General features: G+C 56.6%; 13 protein-coding genes and 1 tRNA gene. 12 read left to right on the top strand and 2 right to left on the bottom strand.

Annotated elements, in window-relative coordinates; genetic code table 11:
• Nucleotides 1-212 precede the first annotated feature (212 nt).
• From COA65_00560 to COA65_00585, 6 genes are all read left to right on the top strand, one after another.
• Entirely contained in the window at nucleotides 213-1,367 is a 1,155-nt protein-coding gene (locus COA65_00560) for a phosphoserine transaminase (GenBank protein ID PCJ61489.1), read from the top strand.
• Between the two features lie 12 nt (nucleotides 1,368-1,379).
• Complete coding sequence (locus COA65_00565) at nucleotides 1,380-2,957, top strand: phosphoglycerate dehydrogenase (protein ID PCJ61490.1); 1,578 nt, start codon at nucleotides 1,380-1,382, stop codon at nucleotides 2,955-2,957.
• A gap of 161 nt (nucleotides 2,958-3,118) precedes the next feature.
• Nucleotides 3,119-4,294 carry an ATP phosphoribosyltransferase regulatory subunit gene (locus COA65_00570; protein ID PCJ61749.1) on the top strand — a complete coding sequence of 392 codons (1,176 nt, stop codon included), beginning with the start codon at nucleotides 3,119-3,121 and terminating at the stop codon, nucleotides 4,292-4,294.
• A 14-nt stretch (nucleotides 4,295-4,308) separates the two neighbouring features.
• Nucleotides 4,309-5,601 carry an adenylosuccinate synthase gene (locus tag COA65_00575; protein PCJ61491.1) on the top strand — a complete coding sequence of 431 codons (1,293 nt, stop codon included), beginning with the start codon at nucleotides 4,309-4,311 and terminating at the stop codon, nucleotides 5,599-5,601.
• A 107-nt stretch (nucleotides 5,602-5,708) separates the two neighbouring features.
• A complete protein-coding gene (locus tag COA65_00580) occupies nucleotides 5,709-7,760 on the top strand; it encodes a hypothetical protein (GenBank protein PCJ61492.1) in 2,052 nt (683 codons plus the stop codon).
• A gap of 21 nt (nucleotides 7,761-7,781) precedes the next feature.
• Nucleotides 7,782-8,264 carry an acyl-CoA synthetase gene (locus tag COA65_00585; GenBank protein ID PCJ61493.1) on the top strand — a complete coding sequence of 161 codons (483 nt, stop codon included), beginning with the start codon at nucleotides 7,782-7,784 and terminating at the stop codon, nucleotides 8,262-8,264.
• Between the two features lie 34 nt (nucleotides 8,265-8,298).
• On the opposite strand, the gene COA65_00590 is transcribed toward COA65_00585, so the two are convergent.
• On the bottom strand, nucleotides 8,299-9,183 hold the full coding sequence (locus COA65_00590; GenBank protein PCJ61750.1) for an RNA polymerase factor sigma-32: 885 nt from the start codon (nucleotides 9,181-9,183) through the stop codon (nucleotides 8,299-8,301).
• Nucleotides 9,184-9,309: 126 nt separating this feature from the next.
• A complete protein-coding gene (locus COA65_00595) occupies nucleotides 9,310-10,344 on the bottom strand; it encodes an RNA pseudouridine synthase (GenBank protein PCJ61494.1) in 1,035 nt (344 codons plus the stop codon).
• Nucleotides 10,345-10,353: 9 nt separating this feature from the next.
• On the opposite strand from COA65_00595, the gene COA65_00600 reads away from it, so the two are divergent.
• The 6 genes from COA65_00600 (at nucleotide 10,354) to COA65_00625 (ending at nucleotide 15,710) form a co-directional block, all read left to right on the top strand.
• Entirely contained in the window at nucleotides 10,354-10,674 is a 321-nt protein-coding gene (locus tag COA65_00600) for a hypothetical protein (protein ID PCJ61495.1), read from the top strand.
• Nucleotides 10,671-11,105 carry a hypothetical protein gene (locus COA65_00605; GenBank protein ID PCJ61496.1) on the top strand — a complete coding sequence of 145 codons (435 nt, stop codon included), beginning with the start codon at nucleotides 10,671-10,673 and terminating at the stop codon, nucleotides 11,103-11,105. The genes COA65_00600 and COA65_00605 overlap by 4 nt, the downstream gene beginning before the upstream one ends.
• A gap of 64 nt (nucleotides 11,106-11,169) precedes the next feature.
• Nucleotides 11,170-11,245, top strand: a tRNA-Glu gene (locus COA65_00610).
• Nucleotides 11,246-11,526: 281 nt separating this feature from the next.
• Nucleotides 11,527-13,062 (top strand): hypothetical protein, encoded by a 1,536-nt coding sequence (locus COA65_00615; protein ID PCJ61497.1) that lies wholly within the window; start codon nucleotides 11,527-11,529, stop codon nucleotides 13,060-13,062.
• 15 nt (nucleotides 13,063-13,077) lie between these two features.
• The gene (locus COA65_00620; GenBank protein PCJ61498.1) at nucleotides 13,078-14,166 is read left to right on the top strand and encodes a hypothetical protein; all 1,089 of its coding nucleotides are present in this window, start codon (nucleotides 13,078-13,080) and stop codon (nucleotides 14,164-14,166) included.
• A 413-nt stretch (nucleotides 14,167-14,579) separates the two neighbouring features.
• Nucleotides 14,580-15,710 (top strand): hypothetical protein, encoded by a 1,131-nt coding sequence (locus tag COA65_00625; protein ID PCJ61499.1) that lies wholly within the window; start codon nucleotides 14,580-14,582, stop codon nucleotides 15,708-15,710.
• Nucleotides 15,711-15,723 lie beyond the last annotated feature (13 nt).

A 15,723-nucleotide genomic window follows, 5' to 3' on the forward strand; every position in this document is an offset into this window, starting at 1 on the left:
GCGTCTCCCTGGCCATATCTTCCGAGCCCCTCGGGCTTCTTGATTGGGAGAGATTACCCGGCGTTCGCGTTTGCGGCAAATTGCGAATATGTGCCCGATCCGGCGTTGACGCGCTGCACCACTCCCAATTAAACTCCGCGCAAATTTGCTGTTTTTAAAGAAGGCCGCATTCCTTCCGGCAATCTGCCTCAAAAAGGAAAACCAGGAAAACAATGACAAAGCCGACGGCTCGACCGCAAAACGCCCGTTTTTCATCCGGTCCCTGCACGAAACGCCCGGGTTGGTCGCTCGACGCCTTGAGGGATGCGGCGCTTGGGCGCTCGCACCGTTCGAAGCCGGGGAAGGCAAAAATCGAAGAAGTGCTTGCCCGCAGCCGGGATTTGCTTGGCCTGCCGGAGGATTACCGGATCGGCATCGTGCCGGGTTCCGATAGCGGCGCTTTTGAAATGGCCATGTGGTCGATGCTGGGCGCGCGCGGCGTTGACGTGCTGGCCTGGGAAAGTTTTGGCAAGGGCTGGCTGACGGACATTGTGAAGCATCTGAAACTGGACGATGTGCGTTCCTTTGAGGCGGATTACGGAAAATTGCCGGATCTCACCCAGGTGGATACGGACCGCGACGTTGTCTTTACCTGGAACGGGACGACGTCCGGTGTTTGCGTGCCAAACGGGGACTGGATTGCAGACGACCGCAAGGGGCTGACATTTTGCGACGCGACCTCGGCCGTTTTCGCGATGTCGCTGCCCTGGGAAAAAATCGATGTTGCGACCTATTCCTGGCAGAAAGTCATGGGCGGCGAAGCGGCCCACGGCATTCTTGTCTTAAGCCCGCGCGCCGTTGAGCGGCTGGAAAGTTATACGCCGGCCTGGCCGTTGCCGAAGGTTTTCCGGATGACGAAGGGCGGTAAATTAATTGAAGGAATTTTCAAGGGCGCGACCATCAACACGCCTTCCATGCTTTGCGTTGAAGATGCGCTTGACGCGCTTCGATGGATGGACGGCCTTGGCGGCCGGGACGCGATTGTCGCGCGCAGCCGTGACAACCTTGCCTGTCTCGCCGCCTGGGTTGAAAAGACCCCGTGGGTTGGGTTTCTGGCGAAGGCGGCGGCAAGCCGTTCTTCGACGTCGGTGTGCTTTAAAATCGAAGACCCATGGTTTGTGTCCCTGGACCCGGACGGGAAGTCTGCGGCCCTGAAGAAATTAACCAGCGCCCTTGAAAAGGAAGGCGTTGCCTATGATATCGGAGGCTATCGCGATGCCCCGCCAGGCCTTCGGGTCTGGGCGGGAAGCACCGTCGAAAAGGCCGATCTTGAGGCGCTTCTTCCTTGGTTGGACTGGGCCTTCGCCGAAACAAAAGCAAACGCGTAAAATGGATATGCCATGCCCAAAGTTTTAATTTCTGACAAAATGAGCCCACGCGCCGAGGAAATTTTCCGTGAGCGCGGCCTTGACGTCGATTTCAAGCCCGGGATGACGCCCGATGCGTTGAAGGCGTGTATCGGCGAATATGACGGCCTTGCCATTCGTTCGGCAACGAAGGTCACGCCGGAGATTCTGGATGCTGCGTCGAATTTGAAGGCGGTTGGGCGTGCCGGGATCGGTGTCGATAACGTTGATTTGCCGGCGGCGACCGCGCATGGCGTCGTCGTGATGAACACGCCCTTTGGCAATGCGATTACGACGGCCGAGCACGCAATTGCGTTGCTGCTTGCGCTGGCGCGTCAAATTCCAGAAGCGAGCGCTTCGACGCACTCCGGGAAATGGGAAAAATCCCGTTTCATGGGGGTTGAGGTCACCGGCAAGACCCTTGGCATCATCGGTTGCGGGAACATTGGCGCAATCGTGGCGGATCGGGCGCTGGGCCTGAAGATGAAAGTGGTGGCCTATGATCCCTATCTTGGGTCAGACCGCGCGGCGGACCTTTGCATTGAGAAGGTGGAGCTTGACACGTTGCTTGCCCGTTCCGATTTCATCACGCTGCACACGCCGCTGAACGATGCGACGCGGAACCTGATAAACGCTGAAGCCATCGCCAAGATGCGCGATGGGGTCCGGATTATCAATTGCGCAAGAGGCGGCCTGGTTAACGAGGTGGATTTGAAGGCGGCGATTGAGGCCGGGAAGGTCGCGGGTGCCGCCGTTGACGTCTTTTCGGAAGAACCGGCCCGTGAAAACGTTCTCTTTGGAATGGAAAAGGTGATTGTCACGCCGCATCTTGGTGCCTCGACATCGGAAGCGCAGGAGAATGTGGCCATTCAGGTTGCCGAGCAGATTGCGGATTACCTTCTTACCGGGGCGGTGACGAATGCGATCAACATGCCGTCGGTTACGGCAGAGGAATCAGTGCGACTGCGCCCTTACATGAAACTCGCCCAGCAATTGGGAAGCTTTGCCGGGCAGATGATCCAGACGGGCCTTGAGGCGGTCACCATCGAATATGCCGGTCATGTGACGGAACTGAACACGCGGCCGCTGACAGCCCTCGTGCTTCAGGGATTGCTGGCGCCGCTTATGGAATCGGTGAACATGGTGAACGCACCGACGATTGCGCGCGAGCGCGATATCGATGTGACCGAAATACGCCATGAGCGCGAGGCGGACTACCAGACTCTCATTCGCCTTGTCGTGAAGACCGAGAAGGAGACACGCAGCGTGGCCGGGACCCTCTTTGGTGGCAGCAAACCGCGTGTTGTCCAGGTTGACGACATTGCCGTTGAGGCCGAATTGGGCCCGCATATGCTTTTCGTGATAAATCAGGACAAGCCGGGCTTCATCGGCAATCTGGGCAGCGTGCTTGGGCGCAATGGGGTGAACATCGCAACCTTTCATCTTGGCCGTAAGGCACCGAATGGAAATGCGCTGGCGCTGATCCAGGTGGACGAAAAGATCGACAGCGCAACCCTTGAAGAAGTGCACGCGATCCCGGAAGTTCTCCAAGCCTATTCGCTTTCTTTCTAGGGAAACTGGGCTAAATTTCTATTGGTTTCCGGTAGGATGGCACCAGGGTTTCCGTGGGTCTGGAAACCGGCTAGGACGAAACCGGCTCAAATTTTCCTGGCGTGGAAGGATCGCCTGGAAATGGGAGGATCCCTGAGGATGGGGAGGCCATGACAGACCACATGACGGATAAATTGAAAAAATCCCTGCTTCCGGCAGGGCTGCGCGATGTGTTGCCACCGGATGCCGCGTGTGAGACGCAGCTGATGGAAACGTTGCTTGCCACCTTTGCGGCGCATGGCTATGAGCGCGTTGCGCCGCCTCTCGTCGAGTTCGAGGAAAGCCTCCTGGAAGGGGCGGGGGCAGCGATGGCGTCCAAGACGTTCCGGATTATGGACCCGGTTTCCCAGCGCATGATGGGCGTGCGTCCGGACATGACGTTGCAGGTGGCGCGTATTGCGCGGACACGTCTTTTGGATGTGCCGCGACCGCTCAGGCTCTGTTATGGCGGGCAAGTGCTGCGCGTGATGGGAAGTCAGCTTCGCCCCGAACGTGAGTTTGGGCAGGCGGGCGTTGAGTTGATCGGGTCGACATCGGAGAGCGCCGACCTTGAGGTTCTTCTTCTTGCCGTCGAAGCCCTGGGGAAGGTCGGCCTTCCGGGGCTTTCGATCGATCTGACATTGCCGCGGCTTGTGCCGGCGGTCTGTGAAAGTCTTGGGCTGGACCTTGGCCGGGACAAGGCCCTGCGTGGCATGCTGGATCACAAGGACGCAACGGCCGTGGCGGCCCTTGGCGGCAAGCCGGCGAAAATTCTGGGCGCTCTTTTAGAGGCTGTGGGGCCGGCTGACCGCGCGCTGGATCTCTTGGCGAAAACTGACCTTCCAAAATCGACATGTGCGGATAGGCAATGCCTGGCGAATGTTGTTGAACGGCTTACTGTGGCCGCACCCGGCCTTGGGCTGACGGTGGACCCGGTGGAAAATCGCGGCTTTGAATATCACGCGGGCCTTGGTTTTACGTTCTTTGCCCGCGACGTTCGCGGGTCACTGGGGCGTGGCGGACGTTATTTTGCAGGGGGAAACAAACCGGCCACCGGCGAACCGCAAACCGGCGAACCGGCCACCGGTTTCACGCTTTTTCTCGACACGCTGGTGCGGGCCGTGCCGACGCCGCCGGTGCCACGGCGTCTCTACCTTCCTTTTGATACGCGGGCTGAAGATGGCGCGCGGCTTCGTCAGGAAGGCTGGATTACCGTCGTGGCGCTTGAAGCTGGCGACGACCCGGAGACGGAGGCTGCCCGCCTGGGATGCCCCTATTTCTATCATTCCGGCAAAGCCAGGCCCGTGAAGAAAGCCTAGGAACAGGAGATCGTATGGCGAACGTCGTCGTTGTCGGCGCCCAATGGGGTGACGAAGGGAAGGGCAAGATGGTGGACTGGCTTTCGGAGCGCGCGGAGATTGTCGTGCGTTTCCAGGGCGGCCACAATGCCGGACATACCCTTGTCATCAATGGCGAAATCTACCGGCTCAGCCTTCTTCCCTCAGGCATCGTGCGGAAGGGGAAGCTTTCGATCATTGGCAACGGGGTGGTGATCGACCCTTGGGCGCTTCTTGATGAAATCGACGGGCTGCGCAAGCAGGGGGTTGATGTCACGCCGGAAAATTTGCGCGTTGCCGAGAACGCGCCACTGATTCTGCCGCTTCATCGCCGTCTGGATCTTGCCAGGGAGGAGGCAAGCGGCGTATCGAAGATTGGCACGACGAAACGGGGCATCGGGCCCGCCTATGAAGACAAGGTCGCGCGACGGGCCATTCGCGTTTGCGATCTGGCCGATGCGAAAAATCTGGCAGAGCGGATCGAGGCGCTTCTCGTCCATCACAATGCCCTGCAGCGCGGCATGGGGTTCGACCCGATCGATGGTGGTGCCCTTTGCAAGGAACTCCTCGACCTCGCGCCACGGCTTCTTCCTTTCGCCGGAACGGTCTGGCGAGAGCTTTATACGGCACGCCGGGCCGGCAAACGCATTCTCTTCGAGGGGGCCCAGGGCGCGATGCTCGACATCGATCATGGCACCTACCCTTACGTCACGTCCTCGAACACTGTGGCGGGGCAGGCCGCGACGGGATCGGGGATTGGGGCGGGTGCCACCGGTTATGTGCTGGGAATTACGAAGGCGTACACAACCCGCGTCGGCAGCGGCCCCTTTCCAACAGAACTGGACGACGCCACCGGCCAGCTTCTTGGCGAGCGTGGCCGGGAGTTCGGCACGGTTACAGGCCGCAAGCGCCGTTGCGGATGGTTCGACGCCGTCCTTGTTCGCCAGGCGATTCAGGTTGGCGGGATCAACGGCATCGCCCTTACCAAGCTCGACGTGCTCGATGGACTTGACGAGATCAAAGTCTGCGTCGGTTACCGTCATGGGGATCGGACCTACGATTATCTGCCATCCCTTCCGGCCATTCAGAGTTCCGTCACGCCCGTCTATGAAACCCTTCAAGGGTGGCAGGAAAGCACCCAGGGCGCGCGCTCCTGGGCGGCGCTTCCGGCGACAGCCGTCAAATATATTCGCCGCATTGAGGAATTGATCGCGGCGCCGGTTGCCCTGGTTTCAACCAGTCCGGAGCGGGAGGATGTCATTCTGGTTCGCGATCCCTTTGCGGATTGATTCTCTAACCGCTTGAAATACCTAAAATTTTAGTCATTTTTACGAAGAAATTAACGGTTTCTTTTCCTTCCTGCTGCAAAATTTTCAGGACGCGTTCTGCTAGGACAATGGAAGCGGAAATGACAGCGGTCGAGAGAGCGGAAAAGGAAGAGGCCACGGAAGCGGTGGCAGCTCCCCCATCCGGGGGTGAGATTTTGCTGAAAGGGCGGTATGGGCTTCTTTTGGACATGCCATTGCCTGCCTATGATTCACCCACCGCAAAGGCCTATGCCATCAAGGACAGAGTCAATCCGGCCCTGTCGCTTTTCGCCCATGTCTGCGCCGAAGGCCTGCCGTTGTACTGGTCGTTTCTTGAACAGCAGCGCCGGCAAAACATTGTCGGTGTCCTGCAGCTTGTCGAGGAAGGGGTCGTCACGTTGCCTTCCGTCGAGAACGCATGCCCGGTTTTTATTTATGTGCAACCGGGCGTGCCGCTTCGTTTCTCGATCACGGAGCCGATGACGGGGAAAGCGATTGAGACGACCGTTCTTGCGCCGGTGGTGGAAACCCTGAGGCGATTGGAGGCTCAGGACCTCACCCATCGTGGCATTCGACCGGACAATTTATTTGTGTCTAAAGACAAGGAAAGGTCGGGCATTGTGCTTGGCGACGGTGTTTCGTCGCCGGCGGCGTATAACCAGCCGGTCCTGTTCGAGCCGATCGAAAGCGCGCTGGCCAATCCAGCAGGCCGTGGAGGGGGGGCGGTTGCTGACGATATCTACGCGCTCGGCGTTACGGCGCTTACGCTTTTTTTAGGTGAACTTCCGGTGAAAGAGACGGACCCGGAAGCCATTCTGACGGGGAAAATCGAGAAGGGCTCCTACGACTTTTTAACGGGCAAGTTAGCCTCGGCACGGCTTTCGCTGCGCATGAAGGAATTCTTGAAAGGCACCCTTCACGACAAGGCGGACAAGCGATGGGGCCTCAAGCAACTCGAAGGCTGGCTGAATAGCTATCAGGCGCAGAACATGCCAAGTGTTCCAAGTTCGGAGCAGCATGTTTTTACCTTTCTGAAAGAACAATATACAACGGGCCGCTCGCTGGCTCGCGCCTTTCTGAAACACCCCCAGGAGGCGAGCAAGGCGCTTCGCGAGCCCCGGTTTGAATCCTGGGCGGTGCGTAGTCTCGCGGACCAGAAGATTGCGCGCATTGTTACGGAAGAGGTTACGAAAAACCGCGTTTCCCCGGTGCCGGCAGAGCAGCTGGTGGCGCGGATCGCCATTCTTCTCGATCCGGCGGCGCCCGTTCGCTACAAGGGTTTTTCGGCTTTGATTGACGGGTTTGGCGGCCTGCTTGCGAGCCAATATGCCGACGAGCAGATGCGGCGCGATTTTTCCGATGTCATCCGCCTTCATCTTCCCCAGCTTTGGCTTTCCGCCCGGGGTTTGGAGGTGGCAAAGAACCGCAAAACCCTGAAGCGCTTTCAACGGCTCCAGCATTTTCTTAATCGCCGCGGGTTTGGCTTCGGCCTCGCGCGTTACCTTTACGAGCTTATGCCGGGCCTGCGTTGTCAAAGCGCGCTTGTTCTTCCGGGATATTGCGCGAAAGTTTCCGACCTGTTGCCGGCACTTGAGGCGACGGCAGGCAAGCTGGAGAAGTTTGTCGAGCCAATGGACGAACACATCGCCGCCTTCATTGCGAGTCGGTTCTCTGCCAAGGTCGAACCGTTTCTTTTTTCGCTTGCTTCGCCCGCAGGTTCTGCCGAGCGTGTGCTGGCGATCCTGGGCCTGTTGGCCAGTTTGCAGGATCGCTTTGGACTGGCGCGGCTGACAAAGCTTACCGGCTGGGCGTGGAAACTTCTGCCGCCGGTTTTTGCGAGCTATCACAATCTGGCGCTTCGCAAGCAACTTGAACAGGACGCGGAAAAAATCGCCGCGAAGGGAAACCTTATTGAAATCTATAACCTGGTTGGCAGTCCGGCGAAGCGTCAGGCGGATCGCCGCGCCCACGCGATTGCGCGCAACCAATTCATGCGGTCGCTTGGCGAAACGGCGCAAATTGATCGCAAGCTGAAGGGGCTGTCAATAACATCGCTTGTGTTTGGGCATCTGTTTGCGGCCCGGGTTTCTCTTCTGATCGCGCTGGTTGCGATCAGTGTCGCGCTTTCAAAATATATTTAGGATGGGCTCATGACAAGGCGAGTGGCAGCTGCGCACAGACAGAAAGCAAGCACGGGCATCGGACTCTGGTGGGTCCTTGGGTTGCTTGTGCTTGCGGCCATCTCGACTTTCGCGCTGCCGGTTGTTCTTCTTCTGACGCTCGGCATGCTGCCGTCCTGGGTTGCCTTCATCGTTGATGGCCAGCCGGGCAGGGCCGCTGGAAAATGTGTCATGCCGCTGAACATCGCTGGCGTTGCCCCCTATCTTGTAAGCCTGTTGGCGGTGGCCGGACAGGGGGAAATGGATACGGCCTTTCTTCTTCTTACGGATCCCGTCACATGGCTTGTCATGTATGGCACCGCCGCCATTGGCTGGCTGATCTATTTCGGGATGCCTTATCTTGTCGGCGCGGTGATCGAAATTCGCGCCGAGCATCGCAAGACGCAGCTTGTCGCTTTGCGAAAAGAATTAATCGAGGTGTGGGGCGAAGAAATCGGGCGCGCAGTAGCAAAACTAAACAAATGAGCGTGCCGGTCCTTTAGAAGCCTGCCGCCGCCGTTTAAGGGGCGACCCGCTGTTCAATGGCGGCGTTCTTTACGGCCTTTTGAATCTTTGCAAAGGCGCGGGCCTCGATCTGACGGACGCGTTCGCGTGAGATGCCGTATTCCTGGCTTAACACCTCCAGGGTTGGCGGGTCGTCGCGCAGCTGACGTTCGGTCAGGATGTGGCGCTCGCGATCGTTCAGGCATGTCATCGCGTTGCGAAGCAGTTGCTGGCGGTTCGTCCGTTCTTCCTTTTCGGCGAACAGGCTTTCCTGATTGGGACTCTCGTCCTCAAGCCAGTCCATCCATTCCCCCTCGCTATCGGCGCGCAGGGGCGCGTTCAGGGAATAGTCCGGACCGCTCATCCGACCGTTCATCTCGATCACGTCTTTTTCGTTGACGTTGAGACGCTGGGCAATTTGCGCCACGATTTCCGGGCGAAGATTGCCGCCATCAATGGCCTGTAGCTGGCCTTTCAGACGCCGCAAATTAAAGAACAGCTTTTTCTGAGCCGCCGTCGTGCCCATTTTTACAAGCGACCAGGAACGCAGGATGTATTCCTGGATCGAGGCGCGAATCCACCACATTGCGTAAGTGGCCAGCCGGAAGCCGCGTTCCGGATCAAAACGCTTGACCGCCTGCATGATGCCAACATTGCCTTCGGAGATAAGATCCGCCAGCGGCAGGCCATAGCCGCGATAGCCCTTGGCGATTTTTGCCGCCAGGCGCAGATGGCTGGTTACCAGGCGATGGGCCGCCTCGGCGTCGCCATGTTCGGCAAAGCGTTTGGCCAGCATGTACTCCTCTTCCCGCTCCAGCATCGGAAATTTCCGGATTTCCTGAAGATAGCGGGTGAGGTTGTTTTCCGGTGAAAATGGAAGCACAACAGGAAGGCTTGTCATGATTGGATCCTCCCGGGCTTTTGCCCTTGCTTGCGATTTTAGCAATCTCATGTGCCGAGTGCTAAAATACGCGATTGCCACGGGATTTGTCAAGAAATATTGCTTTTCAAGAGGGTAAAAAAAATTTTAAATCAGTTCTAAATACTTTATTAACCTATTGAAATCATTTGGTAAATTGCTTTCAAAGCTTAGGGCCTTGCCGCTTTTGGGGTGGATAAACCCGATTCTATGGGCGTGCAGGGCTTGGCGGGAAAAGGCCTCGATGGCGGTGGCCACGGCAGGAGGAAGGCGGGCAGGGGGCCGCCTTCGCCCATAGACGGGATCGCCCAGCAGCGGGTGGCCCAGATGGGCAAGATGGACACGGATCTGGTGGGTGCGACCGGTTTCAAGGCGGCATTCGATCAGGCTTGCCACGTCGCCAAAGCGGGCGCGCAGCCGGTAATTGGTGGCGGCCGGGCGACCGCCCCGGGTCAGCACGGCCATCTTCTTGCGGTTCTTCGGGTTGCGTCCGATGGCCGCTTCGATGCGGCCATGGATGGGCACCGGCACGCCCCAGACCAGGGCCAGGTAGATGCGTTTCAACTGCCGGCTTTGCAATTGTTCGGCCAGGCCCCGGTGGGCGGTGTCGTTCTTGGCGACGATGAGGAGGCCCGACGTGTCCTTGTCCAGCCGATGGACGATGCCGGGCCGCGCGACGCCGCCGATGCCGGAAAGGCTTTTCCCGCAATGGCGGATCAAGGCGTTGACAAGGGTGCGGTCCGGATTGCCGGGGGCGGGATGCACGACCAGGCCTGCGGGCTTGTCGATGACAAGAAGGTCGTTGTCCTCATAGGGAATGTCCAGGGGAATGGCCTGGCCTTGCGGTTTGGCAGGCACGACCGCCGGCACGGTAAGCACAAAGCGCTGCCCCGGTTTGACCCGCATGTTGGGGTCCGTTATCGTCCGCCCGTCCGAGACAAGATGCCCCGCTTCGATCAGGCGCTTGGCATGGCTTCGTGAGAGCTCCGGCCCATGATCCGCCAGGAATTTGTCGAGGCGAACGCCTTTGTCCCGACCGTCGCCGGTCATCTGAAATTGGCGTGGTGATGTGTTGCGTGGCGACGTCTCGCGTGGCAGCGTGTCGCGTGGCGACGTGTCGCCGGGTTTGTTTTTTGTTGTCATGAAGGGAGATTGGCCGAAACCATGCGAGGGCTCAAGTTTCTGGTGATTTTTCTTGGCGTTGTCATTCTGGGCGGCATGGTTGTCCTTGGGGTGACGATTGCCAAGCGTGCCTCGTCAAAACTGACGGTTGATTCAAATCCTCCGGCTTCTGCGTCCTTTGGCACGGCCACCCATGCCATCCCGAAAGGCGCGTATGTTGAGAAAAGCAGGGTCGAAGGGGAAAGGCTTTTTCTGCGCCTGGCCCTTGAAGACGGTGCCGTGCGGATTTTGATCCTCAGCCTTAAGGACGGCTCCCTCCTGGGTACGATCGCGCTTGATCCCCAGCCATGATCCGCCTGCCGCGCAAAGGGTTGCGCGCGATCAAGGCGGCGGGCGAGGGCGCCTATCCCTTCGAGGCCTGCGGGCTGCTTGTTGGCCGCCTTGGGGCGGGCGGCGTCTATGACGTGACCCGCGTCGTACCCAGCGGCAACGTCGCCATCGACGCGACGGGGCGCAAAGACCGTTTCGAGATTGACCCGAAACTTCGCTTTGAAATCATGCGCGCCTGTGAGGGGACAGATGACGCCATCATCGGCCATTACCATTCCCACCCCGATCACCCGGCGGAACCGTCCCGGACCGACCTTGCCATGGCCTGGGACAAGGAATTTGTCTGGGTTATCGTCGCTGTCACAAAAGACGGGGCCGGCGCGGTCACGGCCCATATCGTGGCGGGGGATGGATTTTCGGCCATCCCCATAGAACTGCGCGAAGCCGATTGACGGGCCAGGGGTCAAAGGCCTTGATTGCGAGCCTGGGATCGGGCAAGACTGCCGGGCCTTTCGGGTCCCCTTCGTCTAGCGGTCCAGGACATCGCCCTCTCACGGCGAAAACAGGGGTTCGATTCCCCTAGGGGATACCAATTTTCTTATTCGGCGCTTAAGTTCAGTGACTTAGCTATCCAAGACATTGCCAGCTTCCTGCGTTGTAACAACAACGTGCTACAGCAAGGAGGTTGTCTTGTCCGTGCGAAGCCCTGCACATTTAAAGCACCGAAGTGGCGTCTTCTACTTTCGCAGAGCCGTTCCAGAGCCGTTCCGTGACATCGTAGGGCGGCGTGAACTCTGTCTTTCGCTGCGGACTCGCGACGTTGCGACCGCTAGACTCCTTTGTCGATTGTGTTCGAATCTATTCGAGCAATTGATGGAGGCGGTGGACAGGATGCCTGGGCTCGGCAAGAACAAGGTCGATGCGATGATTCGTAGCTACTTCGAGAGGCTACTCTCGAAGACGGAAGAGATCGTCTTTCTTACGCCACAGGACCCATCGATCGACCCAGAGTTCGAAGCGACCTTAGCTGAGGAGGATAGGCAGCGCCTCCAGGCTGAATTAGCCAAGGGAAAATTCGATAAAATCACTCTGCTAGAGGCCCAAGAACTAGCCGGCACGGGAGCGAACACGCCCCATAACGTTTCGGCAGACAAATTCAGGGCAATTTGCAACGGGGTCTTGCGTGCACGAATAGAACAGCGCCGCATATACGTGGCCATGTTGCGCGGTGCGTTTGATGAAGTGAAATCGAAGGACCCTTTGTTTGATGGCGTAACTTCGACGGGAATGCCGCCTCTTCCCGGGGACGAGCCGGAGCCCAAACAACTTACATTGGAAAACGTTATCGATAAGTTTTGTGCCATGAAGGAAGTTCAGGACTGGACGTCGAAAACAGCCGACGAGAACCGAAGAATACTGGGGTGGTTCCGCGAACAAATCGGTCCAACAAAAAACATTAACGATATAAATATCGAAGACGTTCGAGAGTTTAGGGACACGCTCTTCAAACTCCCAAAACACTTCACAAAAACAGTAGCGTTTGAGGGCATGGGGCTTGCTGAGATTGCGGCGGCCAAACCTGCGGGGGAGAAATTGGGTGCAAGCACATTGCAGAAATATTTTGGCTGTGTGCGCTGGTTTCTTAGTTGGTGTGGGGACGAGTACGACATTGACACGTCGAAGATGCTGAAGCTCAAGATTGGGCATAAAATCAATAGCTTTGACGCCAGGGAGCCATTTTCCCACGATCAACTAAAACGGCTTTTTAAATCCCCTCAGTTTACCGGCCATAACTCGCCATCTCACCGGGCAACGCCTGGCAGCCTCCTCATCAAGGACGGTAAGTTTTGGATACCCCTGATAGGTCTCTACACCGGGATGAGGCTGGGCGAGATTGTCCAACTTCTCGTAACCGATGTGCGCGAAGAAAAGGACGTGCTTCACTTCGATGTTAACAAAGGAGAAGGTGACGCCAAGAAGACGCTGAAGACCAAGAGCAGTGTGCGCCGCATTCCTATTCACCCGGACTTAATACGCATGGGGTTTATGGATCATGTAGCGTTACAGCGACAAAAGAATCCGAAGGGCAGGGTATTTTCCGAGATTAAGACGGGAAAGAATGGCGACCATAGTCACAACATGAGCAAGTATTTTGGACGCTACCTTAAGCTGGTTGGGGTCAAGACGGGTAAAACGACCTTTCACAGTTTCCGTCACAACTTCGCTGATGCGCTGCGAAATGCTGAAGCCGAGGACTCGAGGATTAAAGCGCTGATTGGTCATGCCGAAAAAAGCACGACTGGTATCTACGGGGTTGGGGTTTTGCTTAAGGTATTAGCGAAGGACGTGGAGCGGATTAACTACGATCTCGACTTTTCCCACCTCTTTATCAATGCCAAAGACATTTGAGGGATATGCACTTTCATGCCGGTGATCTTCAATTACAAAGGTACCCTTCACCCTAACAAGCCCCCCAAGGGAGGGAAGACAAAGTATAAGGTAGATATAAGCGATATAGGGAATAGCTATGAAAGACTGGATGGTTCCGATGTCCACTTGCTAAGACCCAAGATAGATTATCTAAGCGTAGTCTACGACGTGACTGACAAGGATGATCAGGAAGGCATCGTATCTAACCTCGTCGGCATTAAGAAAGATGCAGGTGTCCCCTATGCGAAGGACCCACCTAAGTCCTCAAATCTTTTTAAGGGTTACGAGATAGAACTTAGCTTGTTCCATGAGCCATCCGGGAGCTATATCGACGTTCAGGCTCGTCCTACCTCCAAGAAACAAAAAAAATTCATGCGCTTTCAGTTCATCCCATCGGTTCTGGGGAAGGAAGGACTGTCTTTCATGAAAGATGAATTAACCAGTATTTTCAATGACGAGATGGCCTATGAGAAGATTGCGACTCAGGGAAAAGTCACCCGGGTTGATGTTGCCTGCGACATAATCAATGCTCAGATAAGTGAATTGCTGTTCCGACCGAGGAAGAAGGGTAAGAGGCATGCTTACTACTCTCAAGAAGGGGCCTTGGAGACGATCTATATGGGGGTAAAGAAGAAGGACAAGAACAGCGACCTTTATGCCTATGACAAGGCTCTACAGCAGGAAGAGGATGAAATAGGGCAAACCTATCAAGGCGTCGTGCACACACGAGTAGAGTTCAGGGTCAAAACTCAGGTTCCGATAGTAAAATTGGCGTCGCTTGCCAGCCCACTAAGCAAGCTGGATGTGTTTGATTGTGTTGCTGTCGCGCCCCCGGAGAAGGACCATAATTGGTGGCACTTCGTAGACAGTTGCCGTCATAGGGGTATAGACGGGGCGCTGGACATATTGCCGGACGGAAAACGCAAACTCTACAAAGCCGCGTTAAATAAATCGCTTCATACGATGTGGAACCCGGAAAAGCTGTGGTCATATTGGCCGGACGTTCTTAAAAAATCGGGGCTGCTGGACTTCAAGAAAGAAACTTCATCGTCAGGGCCCGATTGCAATCAATTGCAATATTAGAACCGTCCCAGGCTCTACAAACATCATACGCCATCCGGACACAGCCCCCTTCATGGGTTAGTGGCGAGGCTTTATCTTGCCTTAGAGACCCTATACCTTTGCCCGTGGAGCGGTACGCGCTGCTCTGGGGCTTTGTAACCCCGTCTATAGCGGTTGGTGCTGACCGTAACAGCGCCACAGTCCTTGACCTCTTTGGTCGGGGAGCCTGTGGCGTATGTCCAGGGCTTCTCGCCTAAAGGCCATAGGGGCCGCCTATAGACGGTTTACAAACTCCCCGATCACCAGGGATCAAGATGGGACCTACTTGCGGGGGCGTACCGCAAGCTTTGGTTTCGGGAGTGGTGGCGATGGGTAGAGACGGAACACCAATTTTGGTATCCGGGGGAGATTCAAGAACCCTCAGAAGGCTGCGCATGGATGGCACGGAGAACGCGCACAACGAGAAGTGGCTTCAGAAGCTAATTCACCGTCATCCTACATGCATCCCCATGGATCAGATCGAGCCTGGCCTATCGACGCTGGTCCCTGTTTGCATGGAACTTCCTTTGTCCTGTGGCTTTCTGGACAACCTGCTAATGACCCCCGATGGGGACATCGTAATCATCGAGGCTAAACTTTGGCGCAACCCGGAAGCTCGCCGTGAAGTCGTCGCGCAGGCTCTTGATTATGCCTCCAGCCTATTTGGCATGGACTACGATTCGCTTGAAAAAGCAGTGCTGAAGGCCGATTTCGATAACAAGGAGAAGCCTGCTCGCCTGTACGACATATTCAGCGACGCTGACACGCTCGATGAACCGGCCTTTGTCGATGCTGTGACCACCAATCTCAAGAATGGCCGTATCGTCGTCCTTGTGGCCGGAGACGGGATCAGAACAAGTATCGAGACCCTGATTGACGGGCTCCAGTTACATGCCGGTTTTCACTTCACCTTCGCCCTCGTCGAGTTGGCGGTATTTCGAGGCATGGATGATGATGATTTTCTCGTCGTGCCGCGCACACTGGCCAAGACATGCATGATCGAGAGGGGCATCGTCCGCATAGACAACGGACAGGTTGAGATCGTTCCCGTTCAAGGAAAACCAGAAGTCGCGTCTTCCAGTCGCCTTCAATCTATTAGTTCCGAACAATTCTACGAAGCCATGAAAGAGAGAGCCTCTGGCCTGCCGGAAAGCTTGAAGGCCTTTGTGGACAAGCTATCGGCTCTGGGCGTCTATCCGGAATTCCAGCGTTCCCTGAACCTCAAATGGGACCCGCCATCAGGCAAGCCAATTAATCTTGGATACATCAAGCGGACCGGACAATTGTGGACCGATGCAGCCAGTTGGTCTCTTTCCGATAAAAAACTCGCTCGATCTTACATTGAGGACCTAGCTGAAATATTCGGGGGAGAAATTATGTATATCGGCAAGGACAAAATTCCATATGTCGCTGTGGAAGGGCATGCTCCGCGTATTGAAACGCTGGTGGACAAATTAGACGTCTGGCATGGGGCAATTGAAAAATTACAAGATCATGTCAGGCAAAATATTTCCACGGAGGGCTGATCCAGCCGCAGCA

It is taken from the genome of Rhodospirillaceae bacterium, assembly GCA_002746255.1.
Taxonomy (GTDB): domain Bacteria; phylum Pseudomonadota; class Alphaproteobacteria.

Coding starts and splice junctions, on each gene's coding strand:
- COA65_00560 (PCJ61489.1), top strand. CDS start 213: ATGACAAAGCCGACGGCTCGACCGCAAAACGCCCGTTTTTCATCCGGT.
- COA65_00565 (PCJ61490.1), top strand. CDS start 1,380: ATGCCCAAAGTTTTAATTTCTGACAAAATGAGCCCACGCGCCGAGGAA.
- COA65_00570 (PCJ61749.1), top strand. CDS start 3,119: ATGACGGATAAATTGAAAAAATCCCTGCTTCCGGCAGGGCTGCGCGAT.
- COA65_00575 (PCJ61491.1), top strand. CDS start 4,309: ATGGCGAACGTCGTCGTTGTCGGCGCCCAATGGGGTGACGAAGGGAAG.
- COA65_00580 (PCJ61492.1), top strand. CDS start 5,709: ATGGAAGCGGAAATGACAGCGGTCGAGAGAGCGGAAAAGGAAGAGGCC.
- COA65_00590 (PCJ61750.1), bottom strand. CDS start 9,183: ATGACAAGCCTTCCTGTTGTGCTTCCATTTTCACCGGAAAACAACCTC.
- COA65_00595 (PCJ61494.1), bottom strand. CDS start 10,344: ATGACAACAAAAAACAAACCCGGCGACACGTCGCCACGCGACACGCTG.
- COA65_00605 (PCJ61496.1), top strand. CDS start 10,671: ATGATCCGCCTGCCGCGCAAAGGGTTGCGCGCGATCAAGGCGGCGGGC.
- COA65_00615 (PCJ61497.1), top strand. CDS start 11,527: ATGGAGGCGGTGGACAGGATGCCTGGGCTCGGCAAGAACAAGGTCGAT.
- COA65_00620 (PCJ61498.1), top strand. CDS start 13,078: ATGCCGGTGATCTTCAATTACAAAGGTACCCTTCACCCTAACAAGCCC.
- COA65_00625 (PCJ61499.1), top strand. CDS start 14,580: ATGGATGGCACGGAGAACGCGCACAACGAGAAGTGGCTTCAGAAGCTA.